Source organism: Vibrio sp. QJM3NY_21, from assembly GCF_057785975.1.
Genome location: NZ_CM173514.1, coordinates 669,608 through 684,486 on the forward strand (window position 1 = coordinate 669,608; position 14,879 = coordinate 684,486).

At 43.2% G+C, this 14,879-nt stretch carries 14 protein-coding genes; 11 read left to right on the top strand and 3 right to left on the bottom strand.

Annotated elements, in window-relative coordinates:
- Positions 1–221: 221 nt before the first annotated feature.
- Positions 222–1,370 (bottom strand): iron-containing alcohol dehydrogenase, encoded by a 1,149-nt coding sequence (locus AC3CID_RS18650; RefSeq protein ID WP_488527892.1) that lies wholly within the window; start codon positions 1,368–1,370, stop codon positions 222–224.
- A 193-nt stretch (positions 1,371–1,563) separates the two neighbouring features.
- Here AC3CID_RS18650 and AC3CID_RS18655 point away from each other — a divergent pair, with 193 nt between their 5' ends.
- The 8 genes from AC3CID_RS18655 to AC3CID_RS18690 all read left to right on the top strand — a co-directional run bounded on the left by AC3CID_RS18655 (position 1,564) and on the right by AC3CID_RS18690 (position 7,334).
- The gene (locus AC3CID_RS18655; RefSeq protein WP_171308950.1) at positions 1,564–2,448 is read left to right on the top strand and encodes an AraC family transcriptional regulator; all 885 of its coding nucleotides are present in this window, start codon (positions 1,564–1,566) and stop codon (positions 2,446–2,448) included.
- A 165-nt stretch (positions 2,449–2,613) separates the two neighbouring features.
- Positions 2,614–2,964, top strand: a complete 351-nt coding sequence (locus tag AC3CID_RS18660) for a hypothetical protein (protein ID WP_065206250.1) — start codon at positions 2,614–2,616, stop codon at positions 2,962–2,964.
- Between the two features lie 100 nt (positions 2,965–3,064).
- Complete coding sequence (locus AC3CID_RS18665) at positions 3,065–3,544, top strand: GNAT family N-acetyltransferase (protein ID WP_488527893.1); 480 nt, start codon at positions 3,065–3,067, stop codon at positions 3,542–3,544.
- A 578-nt stretch (positions 3,545–4,122) separates the two neighbouring features.
- Positions 4,123–5,370: a RidA family protein gene (locus AC3CID_RS18670; RefSeq protein ID WP_488527894.1), complete on the top strand. Its 1,248-nt coding sequence runs from the start codon at positions 4,123–4,125 to the stop codon at positions 5,368–5,370.
- Positions 5,371–5,594: 224 nt separating this feature from the next.
- A complete protein-coding gene (locus AC3CID_RS18675; RefSeq protein ID WP_171308947.1) occupies positions 5,595–5,951 on the top strand; it encodes a hypothetical protein in 357 nt (118 codons plus the stop codon).
- A 94-nt stretch (positions 5,952–6,045) separates the two neighbouring features.
- Positions 6,046–6,195 (top strand): hypothetical protein, encoded by a 150-nt coding sequence (locus tag AC3CID_RS18680; RefSeq protein ID WP_171329688.1) that lies wholly within the window; start codon positions 6,046–6,048, stop codon positions 6,193–6,195.
- Between the two features lie 120 nt (positions 6,196–6,315).
- Positions 6,316–6,780, top strand: a complete 465-nt coding sequence (locus tag AC3CID_RS18685; RefSeq protein ID WP_488527895.1) for an acyltransferase — start codon at positions 6,316–6,318, stop codon at positions 6,778–6,780.
- A 77-nt stretch (positions 6,781–6,857) separates the two neighbouring features.
- Positions 6,858–7,334 carry a GNAT family N-acetyltransferase gene (locus AC3CID_RS18690; RefSeq protein ID WP_488527896.1) on the top strand — a complete coding sequence of 159 codons (477 nt, stop codon included), beginning with the start codon at positions 6,858–6,860 and terminating at the stop codon, positions 7,332–7,334.
- Positions 7,335–7,438: 104 nt separating this feature from the next.
- Here AC3CID_RS18690 and AC3CID_RS18695 read toward each other — a convergent pair whose 3' ends face one another.
- Positions 7,439–7,885, bottom strand: a complete 447-nt coding sequence (locus AC3CID_RS18695) for a DUF417 family protein (RefSeq protein ID WP_488527897.1) — start codon at positions 7,883–7,885, stop codon at positions 7,439–7,441.
- A gap of 197 nt (positions 7,886–8,082) precedes the next feature.
- Between AC3CID_RS18695 and AC3CID_RS18700 the strand changes: the two genes are divergently transcribed.
- Positions 8,083–8,847 carry a PhzF family phenazine biosynthesis protein gene (locus AC3CID_RS18700; protein ID WP_479273113.1) on the top strand — a complete coding sequence of 255 codons (765 nt, stop codon included), beginning with the start codon at positions 8,083–8,085 and terminating at the stop codon, positions 8,845–8,847.
- Positions 8,848–8,960: 113 nt separating this feature from the next.
- Positions 8,961–9,323: a RidA family protein gene (locus AC3CID_RS18705; protein ID WP_479273078.1), complete on the top strand. Its 363-nt coding sequence runs from the start codon at positions 8,961–8,963 to the stop codon at positions 9,321–9,323.
- 119 nt (positions 9,324–9,442) lie between these two features.
- On the opposite strand, the gene AC3CID_RS18710 is transcribed toward AC3CID_RS18705, so the two are convergent.
- On the bottom strand, positions 9,443–11,029 hold the full coding sequence (locus tag AC3CID_RS18710) for a BCCT family transporter (protein ID WP_171308941.1): 1,587 nt from the start codon (positions 11,027–11,029) through the stop codon (positions 9,443–9,445).
- 450 nt (positions 11,030–11,479) lie between these two features.
- Here AC3CID_RS18710 and AC3CID_RS18715 point away from each other — a divergent pair, with 450 nt between their 5' ends.
- Positions 11,480–14,647, top strand: a complete 3,168-nt coding sequence (locus AC3CID_RS18715) for a chitinase C-terminal domain-containing protein (protein WP_488527898.1) — start codon at positions 11,480–11,482, stop codon at positions 14,645–14,647.
- Positions 14,648–14,879 lie beyond the last annotated feature (232 nt).

The window sequence follows — 14,879 nt, forward strand, 5'->3', positions numbered from 1 at the left end:
CAGGTTTACCTTACCAATATAGAAATCTGAATGCACATAAAATTAAGGACTTATGAGAATTTAATAGCATCTTGTAGGGCAAATTAAAAAGCAGCGCCTGATTTGGACGCTGCTTGAGGATATACGCAAAGACAAAGAATTTGGTTCAGTTTCACGGAATAAATTTTTAGATTATGGTGATTTTCTTTAGAACCTTGTTTTCCTTGCTCTAATTTTGACCGCTATTGAATCGCAGACTCTAGAATCTCACGTGTTTTCTGAGGCGTGATTGCTTTGTTTTCGCCAAGTTCTAGGTAACCGTGTGATTCAAGTTGCGCTACAACACTATCAATCGCAGTTGCTTTGTCTGTTTCGTAACCGTCGAACATCGTTGGAACGTCTAGGCTGTGGTAGAACGCTTCGATTGCAGCAATAGTGCGCTCTGCTAAATCGGCACCCGCTTCTAGGCCAAATACGTTACGACCCATTTGATCTAGCTTGCCACGCTTCGCTTCGATTTGATTACGAAGTAGTGAAGGTTGAACAATCGCAAGAGAACGTGCGTGGTCTACGTGCCATAGTGCTGTGAACTCGTGGCCAATCATGTGTGTTGCCCAGTCTTGAGGAACGCCGGTACCAATCAGGCCGTTAAGCGCTTGGTTTGCTGTCCACATTAGGTTTGCACGCCAAGCGTCGTTGTCACGCTCGTCGTATTGCTTACCCAGTACAAGTAGGTTCTTAAGCAGTGTTTCTGCGTAACCGTCTTGAACCATCGCGTCTGTTGGCATTGTGATGTATTGCTCACATACGTGAACCCACGCATCAACTAAGCCGTTGATCAGTTGGCGCTCTGGCAGAGACTTCATTACATCTGGATCCATAACCGCAAACTTAGGCTGTACCGCAGGGTTCATGAATGCCAGTTTCTCTTGAGTTTCTTTACGAGTGATTACAGCACCCATGTTAGATTCAGAACCTGTCGCAGGAAGTGTCAGTACTGCACCAATAGGAGTAGCTTCAGTTACTTGGTGTTTGCCCGCTAGGATATCCCAACCGTCACCATCGTATTTAGCCGCCGCAGCAACGTACTTAGAACCGTCGATTACTGAACCACCGCCAACAGCGATAATGAACTCTACGTTTTCTTCTTTAACAAGAGCGACGGCTTTATCTAGCGTCTCTTTCGTTGGGTTAGCTTCAACACCCGCGAACTCAATCCAAGCGTGATCCTTCAGAGAAGCGACAACTTGGTCGTAAACACCGTTGCTTTTGATTGAACCGCCACCGTAAATGACTAGTACTTTCTTCGAAGTATCAACCGCTTGGCTGATAGCGTTGATTTGGCCTTGGCCGAAGTGGATAACGGTAGGGTTAACATAAGTAAATTGCATTAGAGATTCCTTGTGTAAAGCTAAATTTGTTATTTTGGTTTATTGCTCAATTTCTATATTTGCATATTAGTACAGTCATTCGGGGTAATGAAGGGCTGTTTCTCCAAATAAATTGCCTATTTCTACAAAGTTGATATTCTTCCTCTGCTTTAGCTTACATACTCTTAGCACTTGGAATGGAAAGTCGCCACTTATGAAAGAACTCGCGCAGTTATTACAGTCTTACGTTGAACACAAAGGTTGGGATGATCTTGAAGGGATCAGAGAAACAGAAATTGACGGCGTGTGGTTATATAGAAGCAGCGGCGGCAATCAGCGTCAGCCTTTTACTTACCAATCTGGCATCATAATGCTGGGGCAAGGTAAAAAGAATATCTATATTGGCGAACGCCCAGTCACTTACGCCGCGGGTGATTACCTTGTAGTCGGTGTGCCAATGCCGTTGGAGTGTGAGGCTTTGCCTGTTAATGGTGAACCATTGCTTGGTTTATCTATCAACATTGACTCTCAACGTTTGCACAGCTTGGTAAAAAAGTTAGAAGACCAAGGCTTTCTTGAGAGCTACTGCAATAAGCACAAACAGAATTCTAGCGGCTTAGAGTCCACGCCGATGGAAGAGCAAATGCTGGAGAGCTTTACTCGATTGGTCAAAACTCTACATTGTGACATTGAAGCCAATATATTGGGAGATGCCATGGTGACGGAGATTGTCTACCGCGCATTAACAGGTTCAGAAGGGCGTGTGCTGTTTGATTTAGCTCATCATGACGGACACTATGCACGTGTCGCTAAAGCGCTGTCTAAAGTGCATGAAGAGTACGACCAAACCATCACTGTTCAATCGCTTGCCGACGAAGCCAACATGAGTGTGTCTGCGTTCCACAACGCCTTTCGTAACGTAACGTTCGAATCACCGCTGCAATACTTGAAGAAGGTTAGGCTCAACAAAGCCAAAGAATTGATTCAACTAGAAGGCCTACGCATCAGCGATGCTGCACGCCGAGTTGGCTATTCCAGCCCATCCCAATTTAGTCGCGAATTTAAGCGCCACTTCAACACTACTCCAAGAGCTGTTTAGCCTTTACTCAATATTTATGTTCCGAAACGTGCGGTATTTCATGTTGCGCGATATCACGTATATCTTTTGGTTGATCGAGAAGTGTTTATTTTATAAATATCTGTTTAGTCTTTGCTTTTCTCTCGTGAGGAAAGCTTAATTTACAGACATTTTCTAGGAGTTCTCTTGCTCGATTTATTGAAGAAAGTAGCATTGATTAATTTAACGGCAGCATTGGTTGTTCTGGCCTTATCTCAGTTTTTTCCTTTCTTTGCCACTACAAGAATCGTCGATTTCTTGTTTTTCGTGGTTATCGTCATTTGGGTTCTAGCCAAGTTAATGTGGGAAGGTGGTGTTCATAGTAAGACCACACGTCTTGATGACCCTATAACAGATAAAGTCTACAAAATGGTCGAAGGCCATGATTTTGATACAGACCAGCAAGAACATTATCGAATGAATTATCAAACAGGCCTAGTGTTATTTATTGCAGGCTTACCTGCTTTTATTACTTGCTTAGTTCTTCAATTTCTTTGAGTCACAGCAGAAAAAATGCGTCGCAACGGTACTTAATGCTTGGAATTTTTAGCTTGAAGTGTGTTTTGTGCATCCATGATATTTAAAGGTTCACCATAAGATGTTAGCTAACAAGGAAGTAATGGAAGAGTATTTGGAACTAGATATGCTCACGTTGGAGTCAATTTCTAAAGAAGCCGGGTTTCCGATCGAAAGAGATGTTTATTTGGCGTCACGTGCTGAATCAATTGAGCAGGGGTTACTTTTTGAATATCGTAGAGGCGACAAGTTAATTGGTTATACGACACTGCGTGATTTAGGCGATGGTCAGTGGTTTGTACCTATGTTTGTGGTACACCCAAACTATCGTAGTAAGGCGGCTTTCCTTTCTTTGTTTCGCTCCATTACCGATAACCTAAAAAACAAACACTCAACTGTGTTAGTGAGTAATGTCCTACGTCTTAATGAGTTGTCGGTGCGGTTTCACAAGCATCTAGGTTTTGAGGTCACACGTGAAAACCATTTAGGCTACGAATTCTCGCTAGATTTAACGCCTGAAGTAAAAGACAAATGGTCAAGCTTCTTAGGCGCTCGTCGTTAATGTTTTGAAAATTACAGTGGCTACTTCTAGGCCGACTTATCGGATACCTTGAACGAACACAGTTGTCTTGTTGAATTAAGTGAGTAAATGTATCTGATTGTGGGCATTTTCAGTGTGTTGGTATTTGATTGTCGAGTATATTATTAACGTATTTATATAAAAATAGCTCTCTAAAATAATTAGTTAAACAGCCTAAGAGTTTATGCACGTATATAAGAGAGTAAGCTCAACAATTAGGCTAGTAAAAGAGTTATAGGACTTTTAGTGTGAACAACCTATCAAATATTATCTAAAATTTAGGAATTACTCATCGTATTCTCAGAGAGAGTATTCAGGATTATTGAATAGACTTAAAATTAAAGAGAATTTAGCAGTTGATAAAGCCTAGTGTTACGGATAATTAGTCGTTCGATGACTAATTATTCTGTAACTTGCTGATTTATAGTCAACTGAGAGTCTGATGGATATCACGTTTACCCTAAAATAATTCACTTAACATGGCGCTACTTTAATCATTCTTTCCAATACGATTGTTAAATATAAATACGTATGCCTATTTTATTAAAAGGATAATACCGATGAGTAGCGATATCATTAAGATTTCAAGAAATACTGAAAATGCACCAATTAATTCTGTATCTACACAAACGGTCGCTTTTTCTCATTATAATAACTTTTCTGCTCAATTACCTGTTGATCCTAAATCAGGTCAAATAGTAACTGGTGATATTAAAGACCAAGCAACGCAATGCTTAAATAATATTAAAGCGATTGTTGAAAGCATCGACCATGTTATGGATGATGTCGTGAAGATTAATGTTTTCGTTAAGAATATTTCTGATATCGATGCTATTGATGAAGTTTACAAAAGCTTCTTCCACAACAGCCTTCCTACACGAACAGTCGTGGGTGTTGCTGCGCTACCGAACAGTGACGCTTTAGTTCAAATGGATGCTCTTATTTCAAACGGCGAAGGCACTAAACCACAAGCACCTTGCGCACTAGTTAAGGTATCAAGAAATACGGATAATGCGCCTCAAAGTGCTGTGTCCACGCAGACTGCGGCTTTTTCTCACTACAACAATCTTTCAGCTCAGTTACCGATAGATGTAACCACAGGTGAGTTGGTTGATGGTGGTATCGAAGCGCAAACGGCCCAATGTCTATCAAACATTAAAGTTATTTTAGAAAGCATCGGACATGTCATGAATGATGTGGTTAAAACGACTATCTACGTAAAAAATATCGCAGATGCGGAAGTGGTAAATGAAGTATGTGCTAAATTCTTCCCAAGCTATGTTCCTGCTCGTACCGTTGTTAATGCCGCTGAATTACCAATGGGTGCTTTAATTCAAATTGATACATCCGTTTCACATGGCGACGGTACACCGCCGCAATTACCAGAAGACACTCGCTTACTGGTTATTGAAACCAATAATACTGCTGCTGCACCATTCGTGCCTTATTCGCATACTGTTGCTTTCTCTCACTACAATCATATTTCAGGCCAATTACCTTTAGACCCGAAAACAAATGAAATTGTTGCTGGTGGGGTAAAAGAACAAGCTGAGCAATGTTTAAAAAATATTAAGGCGATAATTGAAAGTGTTGCCCATAGCATGGACGATACGGTGAAAATTAATATTCAACTTAAGGATATTTCAGATATTGATACGGTAAACGAAATCTACACCGCATTCTTTAATGCTGATTTGCCGGCAAGAACCGTAGTAGGGGTTTCAGAAATCCCAATGAATGCTTTAGTACAAATTGATGCTGTTGTTTCTAACTGTGAAGGCACGCCTCCACAAGACGGTGTTGCTTAGAACCATTGAACCCCTTCGATAAAAGCAATTAAATTAAGGCTCTAGTTCCTAACAAGGAACCAGAGCCGATTCTCTGATTCGCGAACTCCATCCCAAGACGTAACCCCATCATTAAGCCTTGCTATACAGTTCATTCTAAACAAGCTTCTGCCCGACATATGGTGTTTATTGATGTGAAGTGTTTTAATATGAAAAACAGACGCTTAACGTAAGAATACCAGTTTATGCAATTTCGAGTTATTTTAATGCTGTGCCTAGCCCTGATGGGTTGTTCATCCAAACCTGAGCTAGCTCCTGACCCAAAAACTATCACTCTTTTTTATGGTGACACTTCGATTTCTTCGGGTGTTTTAGAAGATAAAACATTTAGTTCAGTGCTCGCGGATAGGGTTGAAAGCGTGACTTTTTCAGGGGCAATACGTAAGCAAGATTCTGGTTACTTCGTCGATATACTCGTGATTCGAGAAAAGAAAGAGCCGCGTTCAACACGACAACTAAACGCTTCGCTTGTTATGAAGCAGGGCGAATTAGTGGATGTTGGCGGCGTGAACAATGATGTATTTAGAGTAATCCTCGAGTAACAAAACTAAAGTGTTCAATTAATTTGAATTTTTGCTTTACCTCAACCTAACTTCAAGTCTTAAGCTTCTCTTACTGATTAAGAAGGAGCTTATTGTGCAAAATAACTACGTAAAAGAACTCGCTGTTAAAATTTATCAAGAAGATCTTCAGAAAGAGTACGTAAAATCTAAAGCTCGCCCATTTCATGCCCCAAGTTTTATCAGTGGAGTGTTATTGTCAGTTTTACTGGTTGGGTTGTTTTAGTAAACAGACTCGTGGAATGTTTGATCCACTGCCAACTCTCTCTACTCCAACTTGCTTGTGCTTAAATGGCTACGGCACAATCGCTTATGTAGAGTTGTGACGCTAACGTCGAGAGGAAGTATGGCAAGTCCAAGAGTGTTAAAGGTACAGATTACTGACATTACTTGTGGCAAGAATGTCACTATCATCGAGCCATCTAATGTGTATGGTTGTGAGCTTCAAGATGATGTGTTCGTTGGCCCTTTTGTCGAGATTCAAAAGAACACCGTGATAGGCGAGAGAAGTAAGATTCAATCTCACACCTTTATTTGCGAGTATGTGACTATCGGAAGTGACTGCTTTGTTGGGCACGGGGTGATGTTTGCGAATGACTTGTTTAAAGATGGCAAGCCAGATCCAAACCCAGACAGTTGGGGACGAACTGTTATCGCTGATAACGTTACTATTGGTTCTAATGCGACAGTGTTGCCTGTCAGTGTTTGCGAAGGGGTGGTAATCGGCGCGGGCAGTGTGGTGACAAAAGATATCACTGAGAAAGGTATTTATGCAGGCAACCCTGCTAAGAAGTTAAGGGATCTAACTTAGTTTCGAAAAGACAAAGTTACCGTTTATGATTCATAATATATGGCATCAATAGTGATTATTAGAACAGAGAGTTACTTATGAATACTGTGACAGTCTATAGTGGTAATCAACAGGTATATGCGAATTTGTATCAGGGTTATGCCGCCGAGTTTTCAAAGATCATCGGAGATAAACCAGACGAGTACGGTTTGTTTGAAATTTATCCGACGCTTGGTGATACCGTAACAGGTTACTTACTCTACATTGATGGTGTCCCTGCGGCGTTAACAGCCATTGAAACTAAAGCCCCAAACGAGTTTGAGATCTGCGATTTCTATGTCGTACCTTATTTTCGGAAAAACAAAGTAGGGAAACGGTTTATCTGTGAATTGTTTGAACATCTAAAAGGCAGTTGGGAAATCAAGCAAGTACTGGGCGCAGAGCACGCTGTTAAGTTCTGGAGAGAGGTTGTTAACGACTACACCTCAGGTAATTACGTGGAAGATCAATACCAGGACGAAAAATGGGGCTTGGTAACGAGACAATGCTTCAATCACGATACTAGTGCAGAGTAAAACTTTATACATTAGAAGCTGGCAGCGTCCTTCTAGCCAGCTTCGAGTCTTTTTATTTCAAGGTTTAAGGTTACTTCTAGTTACGGCCGCTTATAGATTTACGGTTACTTCTGAGGTTTGTTACGTTCGATTACGCTAATCGCGATCGCCAAAAATAGCATATCTTTCACTAGGAAGAAGTTAGTGACTAAGATGCCATCCGATACTTTCCAAGCATTTGGCGTTGTAATCAGGAAGCTGAGTGTCACAACAAAGATACCCGCTGCAGCAATGCCTGAATAGAAAGCTATTGTTGGTTTCTTAAATCCAACGAGCAGTCCAATCGCGACAATGATCTCCGAGCCACCCACCATGTTAGACACGGCTTGCACTGAGAACAGATTGTAAAGCCAGTTCATTGCGGGATGATTTGCGATTAGCGGTTCAATGAGCATCGCTTCAGTTGGTGTAAATTTGTAAATACCAATCCAAGCTAACACTAATGCTACGCCAATCACGCCTAGGTTGTATCCGACATTACTCTGTTTTAAATCATAGGTTTGAACATGCATAAAAGTACTCCATTTAATAAAATCCCTGAATATGACCGCACTAGTGCAAAATTAATTTCGCTGTGAGAGTATTAGTTTTCTGTATGAATCATAATGCTTGGCAACTTTTAGTGTTCTCTATGCTAATGATTTGTGTAAAGAAGAAGAAACTAGAGCTTTGAATGAGAGCTTTAGATGACAGAATAAGGAGATAGGTTATCAAAGCGCTTATATATGATGTATTTGGTGGGGAGTCAGCGAAAGGTAACCCTTGTGGGGTCGTAGAACTTGGCCAATGGTTAGCCGCCCCGGAATTACTAGAAGTAACGCATCAACTCGCACAGCCAATCACTGCTTTCGTCGTGAAATCAGGGAATGATTTCGATATTCGTTGGTTCTCCTTAGATGGTGAAATAAACCTTTGTGGTCACGGCAGTTTGGCTGCAGGCACTAGTTTGATCGATAAGTATAAGTTCAATGAGGTTACCTTAAATAGTGATTATGGACAGGTCGTGATTTCTAGAAAGGAAGGCTTGTCTCAAATAGAGTTGCCAAGCTGGAAGGGTAAACCTTACTCGCAGTTACACGATGTTCCTATTGATTTGGCGGCTTTAAATCAATCTGTTGTCGAAGCTTTTTCTACAAGAGATTTAGTGCTGATTTTGGAATCAGAGGAAGCCGTAAAGAATTTTTCGCCTGACTTTGAATTGTATAAAAAAATTAAAGATCTGCATGCAGTGATGGTGACAGCCAAAAGCTCAGATGACAGTTATGTTCTGCGCTATTTTGCGCCGAAAATCGGTATTTCGGAGGATTTAGCAACAGGTTCGGCACAATGTTCACTGGCTCCATATTGGTTTGATAAGCTAGGGAAAGACAAGCTTTCAGTTCGTCAGCTTTCAAGTTCTGGTGGTTGTTTTGAAGTTGAGAGGAAGGCAGATTCTTCAATTGTGGTGTCGGCACGAGTTGAGCGCCGTCCATAACAGAATGATGATCTCACTGGAGAGATAGAGCTTTCTAATTTTTGTTTTCAATATTAGGGATTTGGATTAGATTACGTTGACGTAAATCCCTAATTATAAGAGGAGAATTGCTCGTGAAAATCCATAGAATTAACCCGACCAAACGTTGGTCAGATGTAACTGTATTTAATGGCATCGCAAGTTTTGTGGAAGTGGCTGAGAAGGATACATCTGCAGGAATTAAGAGTCAGGTTCAGCAAATTTTTGATCAAGCTGAAGAAATGATGAGTTTGGTAGACAGTGACAAATCTCGCGTATTGTCGGTAACGATTTACTTAACAGATTTTGCCAATTTTGACGCGTTAAATGAAGTGTGGGAATCGTGGTTCCCTGAAGGCTGTGCGCCAAGCCGTGCATGTGTGAAAGCAGAACTGGCTAACCCTGAGCTATTAGTCGAGATGTCGTTTATGGTTGCTGCAGGTGAAAAATTCCAGTAATTGAAGATACTGGTACTAACAATCTTATAGAACGTTATAAATACAACAAAGCCACTCTGACGAACATCAGAGCGGCTTTTTAATTTTATACACGACCCGAAACTAAATCGGGTCAGGCATTAAGCGAGACCTTGATCTCTGGCCATCTGCTTCGCGATTTTCGGTGCGTGCCATAGACACGGCAACAAGATGAACGATACAGGAACCGCAGTGATTACAATGAATGACTGTAGAGCGGAGATGCCGCCAGAACCCATTGAGATAAGAGCAATAGCTACTGCACCCATGATGATACCCCAGAAGGTACGTACGGCTGCGTTTGGCTCTGTAGTGCCTGTCATTACCACACTGATGGTGTAAGTCATCGAGTCACCTGTTGTCACGATGAACGTGGTCGTCAGGATAAGGAACAGAATCGCAATCAAAGTAGGGAACGGCAGTTGAGCGGTAATTGCCAGTAGCACAGCAGGAAGGTTAAAGCCTTCGAACGCGCTAGAAATCACGCCTGGGTTCTCTAATTCAAACGCTAAACCACTACCACCAACGATGCTGAACCAGAAACACGTTACAAGCGGTGCAACGATGCTAATAGAAACGATCATCTGGCGAATGGTACGGCCACGTGAGATACGAGCAATGAAGATTGCCATCATTGGACCATAGCCTAAGAACCAACCCCAGAAGAATACCGTCCAGCCACCTAGCCACGCTGTATCTTGGCGGTAAAGCGCCATAGGGATGAAGTTATCAACCATTTCGCCCATGCCTTGTAGGTAGCCATCAATGATGAAGCTCGTTGGACCTACTAGCAGGATGTAGCCGATTAGGCACACAGACAAGATGATGTTGTAACGGCTAACAAGTTGGATGCCCTTGTTCACGCCACTTAATGCAGACAGCGTGTACATTGCGATAGCAAATACGATAACAACACTTTGAGTCGCAAAGCTGTCGGAAATACCAAACAGTTCGCTCAACGCGTAGCTGATCTGCAGTCCAAGGAAACCGATAGGGCCAATAGTACCTGCGGCTACAGCGACGATGCTGCACGCGTCTACTACGTTACCAACCCAGCTGTTGATTGCTTTGTCGCCAAGTACTGGGTAAAGCAGCGTGCGTGGCTTAAGAGGAAGACCTTTGTCGTAATGCAGGTGCATTAACACGATGGAAGACAAACCACCTAAGATTGCCCATGCAAGGAAGCCCCAGTGCATGAAAGATTGTGATAGGGCGTTGAACGCCATCGCTTGAGGATCAGCGTTGCCATAAAGTGGTGGAGCTGAAACAAAGTGAGCAATAGGCTCTGCGGCTGCCCAGAACACACCACCGCCAGCTAGCAGCGTACATAGGACGATAGACATCCATTTAAAGGTGGTCATTTCAGGGAGAGCAAGCGTTCCTAAACGAACGTGGCCTGTGCGTCCTAGTGCAAGCACTAAGCCGATAATGAAATTGAGTAGTAGTAGGACTTGCCAGAAAGCACCGAACCACTTAGTTGAGTAACTAAAGCCGATGTTTACAAGTTCGGACAACACGGAGGTGTTGGTGAAAGCAAGGACGACAAAGAGGGTTAAAAAACTCCCACTAAGCCAAAATACTGGGTTTCCGAGTTCCAGTTTTTCACCCAAAGATTGAGCTTTATTGAAATCGATAGAAGTAGCTTCTGCGTTGATGTTTTCGTTGGCGACTTGCGTCAAGTTGGACATTATTTCTTCGCTATATTTGGCTCTTTCAAGCCTATGTATTTCTCCCACACTTGCATAGAAGTGTGAGGTTCGTCAAAAAAGCCGCAGATACTAACACATTTGTTATCAAAAGGTGGGCGAATTCCAAAAAGAAAGCCAAATCGACTGCAAATCTCTACTTTTTGGTTAGTTTTGATACGAATTTTTTCCCAACGCTGAGTCACATTTCTGATTTTTGAGACATTATTTTTTAGCTTTCCGAAATAAATTAATATTAGTTGTTGGTGCAAAATAAGTGTCGACTCATTGCATGCTATAAACAAATTAATGCGAGTCATTTTATAAATAGAGAATATTTTAGGTGTTAAATTTGCGTTGTTACCTACAGTTGTTTTGCGAAGAGATTTAAGTGGTGAGTAAAGTCTCATTTAAATTAAACATCTTGAAACAACAACTTAAGGGATAGCTAACATGCACCTAAACCAAGGAAGAGTGGCCAAGAAGGTTTTTACACTCAGTACTCTCACTGCGTCATGCTTGATGGCGTTCAACAGTTATGCGGCTGTTGATTGCTCAACGTTAGAAACGTGGGACTCTGCCACTGTTTATACCGGTGGTGATCAGGTTTCACATGACGGCAGCGCGTACTCAGCAAACTACTGGAATCAAAATAACAACCCAAGCCAATTTGAAGGCGATTACGCGCAATGGAAGAAAGTCGATGTGTGTAGTGGTAATGGCGGTGGTGGTACACCAAACGAAGCACCAACGGCTTCATTAACAACGCCTACAGCATCAGATGTGATTGTTGAAGGCGACAATGTCGTATTAAGCGCAACAGCACTGGACGCTGATGGTAGTGTTGCTTCCGTAGAATTCTTTGTTGATGGTTTTTCGGTCGCGGTTGTGACAGCGGCACCATTTGAAGCAACGTGGGCTGCAACGTCGGGTAACCATCAGGTTTCTGTTGTCGCGACAGACAACGAAGGTGCGGCAAGCCTTGCTAGTGAAGTTTCAGTGGTTGTTGATTCAGCTCTGCCAGGAAATGAAGCACCGACAGTTTCGGTTGCGCTTTCAGCAGCTTCGGTCGATGTTGGTGGTGTCGTAACGCTTACCGCAACAGCAGCAGACAGCGATGGCACGATTGATAAAGTAGATTTCTATGTGGCAGGCGCTCTTATTGGCACAGCTGCAACTAACCCTTACACGCTTGATTACACAACCACTCAAGCGGGTTCTTTAGCGGTTTACGCAAAAGCGACTGACAATCAAGGCGCAACGACAGATTCAGCGCTGGCTTCTTTGACGGTGAATGGCACACCAACGGTGAGCACTTGTCGACCTGATGGCTTATATCAAACTCAAGGTGTCGATGTTCCTTACTGTACTATTTACGATGATGAAGGCCGTGAGAAAATGGGCGCGGATCACCCACGTCGTGTCATTGGTTACTTCACCAGCTGGCGTGCAGGGGACGACCCACAAGCTGCTTACCTAGTAAATGACATCCCTTGGGAACAACTCACACACATTAACTACGCTTTTGTGAGTATTGGCTCAGATGGCAAAGTAAACGTGGGTGATGTGAACGATCCGAACAACGCAGCGGTTGGTAAAGAGTGGCCGGGCGTTGAAGTTGATCCTACCTTAGGCTTCAAAGGTCACTTCGGTGCATTAGCGACCGCTAAGAAAAAACACGATGTTAAAACGCTAATCTCAATCGGTGGTTGGGCGGAAACGGGTGGTCACTTCGCCACTGACGGTAGCCGAGTGGCTGATGGTGGTTTCTACACAATGACGACCAACGCCGACGGTTCTATTAACCATCAAGGTATCGAAACATTCGCCACTTCAGCGGTTGAAATGCTTCGTAAGTACCAGTTCGATGGTCTGGATATCGATTACGAATACCCAACTTCTATGGCGGGTGCCGGTAATCCGTACGACAAAGACTTCATGGAGCCGCGTCGTCAATACCTGTGGGCTTCGTACCAAGTCTTGATGAAAGTGCTACGTGAGAAGCTTGATGCGGCGTCTGCGCAAGATGGTAATCATTACATGTTAACGATCGCGGCGCCTTCTTCTGGTTACCTGTTGCGCGGTATGGAAACGTTCGATGTGACTAAGTACCTCGATTACGTAAACATCATGTCTTACGACCTTCACGGTGCGTGGAACGATCACGTTGGTCATAACGCTGCATTATTTGATACAGGTAAAGATTCTGAGTTAGCACAGTGGAACGTATACGGCACTGCGGCTTACGGTGGTATCGGTTACCTGAATACGGATTGGGCTTACCATTACTTCCGTGGTTCTATGCCAGCAGGCCGTATTAACATCGGTGTGCCTTACTACACTCGTGGTTGGCAAGGTGTAACCGGAGGCGAAAATGGTCTTTGGGGCCGAGCAGCACTGCCAAACCAATCTGAATGTTCAGCGGGTACGGGGGAAGGTGAGAAGAATAACTGTGGCCATGGTGCAATTGGTATCGACAACATGTGGCACGATACCGATCCAAAAGGTAACGAAATGGGCGCGGGTTCTAACCCAATGTGGCACGCGAAGAACCTAGAGAAAGGCATTTGGGGTTCGTATGCAGAGGCTTACAAGCTTGATCCTGTGAATGATCCATCTGATGTTCTAACGGGAACTTACACGCGTAACTACGACAGCGTAGCGGTTGCCCCTTGGTTGTGGAACGCAGAGAAGGGCGTATTCCTTTCAACGGAAGATAAAGATTCTATCAACGTGAAAGCAGACTACGTTATCGACAAAGAGATCGGCGGTATCATGTTCTGGGAACTGGCAGGGGATTACAACTGTTATGTACTCGATGCAAGTGGCAACCGAACGTCTATTGATACGACAGAACAAGCGTGTAACAGCGGTAACGGTGAGTTCCACATGGGTAACACCATGACGAAAGCTATCTACGACAAGTTTAAGTCTGCGACCCCATACGGAAACAAGGTAGCGACGGGCGCTATCCCGACAGAAGCTCTAGATATTACGGTATCGGTTGGTGGCTTCAAAGTCGGTGACCAAAACTACCCAATCAATCCTAAGATCACGTTTACAAACAACACCGGTCAAGCACTTCCGGGCGGTACCGAGTTCCAGTTCGATATCCCAGTGTCAGCACCTGATAACGCAAAAGATCAATCGGGTGGTGGTTTAACGGTGATTGCTTCGGGTCATACTCGTGCGGATAACATTGGTGGATTAGATGGCACCATGCACCGAGTGGCGTTTACTTTGCCTACATGGGAAGAACTTCCAGCTGGTGGAGTGTATGAGCTAGATATGGTGTATTACCTGCCAATCTCCGGCCCTGCTAACTATGCAGTGAGCGTGAACGGAGTCGATTATGCCTTTAGCTTTGAGCAACCAGACCTACCATTAGGTGATATCAGTTCAGGTGGCGGTAACCCTGGCGATGGTGGCACAAACCCGGGTACATGTGATACAGCTGGTTTAGCGGTTTACCCAGACTTACCTCAGAAAGATTGGGCGGGTAACCCAAGCCATGCAAACACTGGCGACCAAGTGGTTCATAACGGTAGTATTTACCAAGCGAACTGGTGGACAAGTTCTGAACCGGGTAGTGATGGTAGCTGGACTCAGGTTTGTTCTTAATTTAATGCTAACTAATCCATTTATAGACAATAGATCGCAGTAATAGCCAGTAAATACGAATGCTTTTAAGTCTATTTATCAGGGTTTTAGTGTAATTTAAGTCATCAACTTCAACGTAAAATTAAAACGCCGAACTGAATCCAGTTCGGCGTTTTTGCTTTAAGTCACAGATTGCGTATAGAAACCCTTAAAAATATCGACACTCGTTCAGTAAAAAATAAAACCATGATAT

Coding starts and splice junctions, on each gene's coding strand:
- AC3CID_RS18675 (WP_171308947.1), top strand. CDS start 5,595: ATGCAATTTCGAGTTATTTTAATGCTGTGCCTAGCCCTGATGGGTTGT.
- AC3CID_RS18665 (WP_488527893.1), top strand. CDS start 3,065: ATGTTAGCTAACAAGGAAGTAATGGAAGAGTATTTGGAACTAGATATG.
- AC3CID_RS18695 (WP_488527897.1), bottom strand. CDS start 7,885: ATGCATGTTCAAACCTATGATTTAAAACAGAGTAATGTCGGATACAAC.
- AC3CID_RS18715 (WP_488527898.1), top strand. CDS start 11,480: ATGCACCTAAACCAAGGAAGAGTGGCCAAGAAGGTTTTTACACTCAGT.
- AC3CID_RS18670 (WP_488527894.1), top strand. CDS start 4,123: ATGAGTAGCGATATCATTAAGATTTCAAGAAATACTGAAAATGCACCA.
- AC3CID_RS18650 (WP_488527892.1), bottom strand. CDS start 1,370: ATGCAATTTACTTATGTTAACCCTACCGTTATCCACTTCGGCCAAGGC.
- AC3CID_RS18710 (WP_171308941.1), bottom strand. CDS start 11,029: ATGTCCAACTTGACGCAAGTCGCCAACGAAAACATCAACGCAGAAGCT.
- AC3CID_RS18655 (WP_171308950.1), top strand. CDS start 1,564: ATGAAAGAACTCGCGCAGTTATTACAGTCTTACGTTGAACACAAAGGT.
- AC3CID_RS18685 (WP_488527895.1), top strand. CDS start 6,316: ATGGCAAGTCCAAGAGTGTTAAAGGTACAGATTACTGACATTACTTGT.
- AC3CID_RS18690 (WP_488527896.1), top strand. CDS start 6,858: ATGAATACTGTGACAGTCTATAGTGGTAATCAACAGGTATATGCGAAT.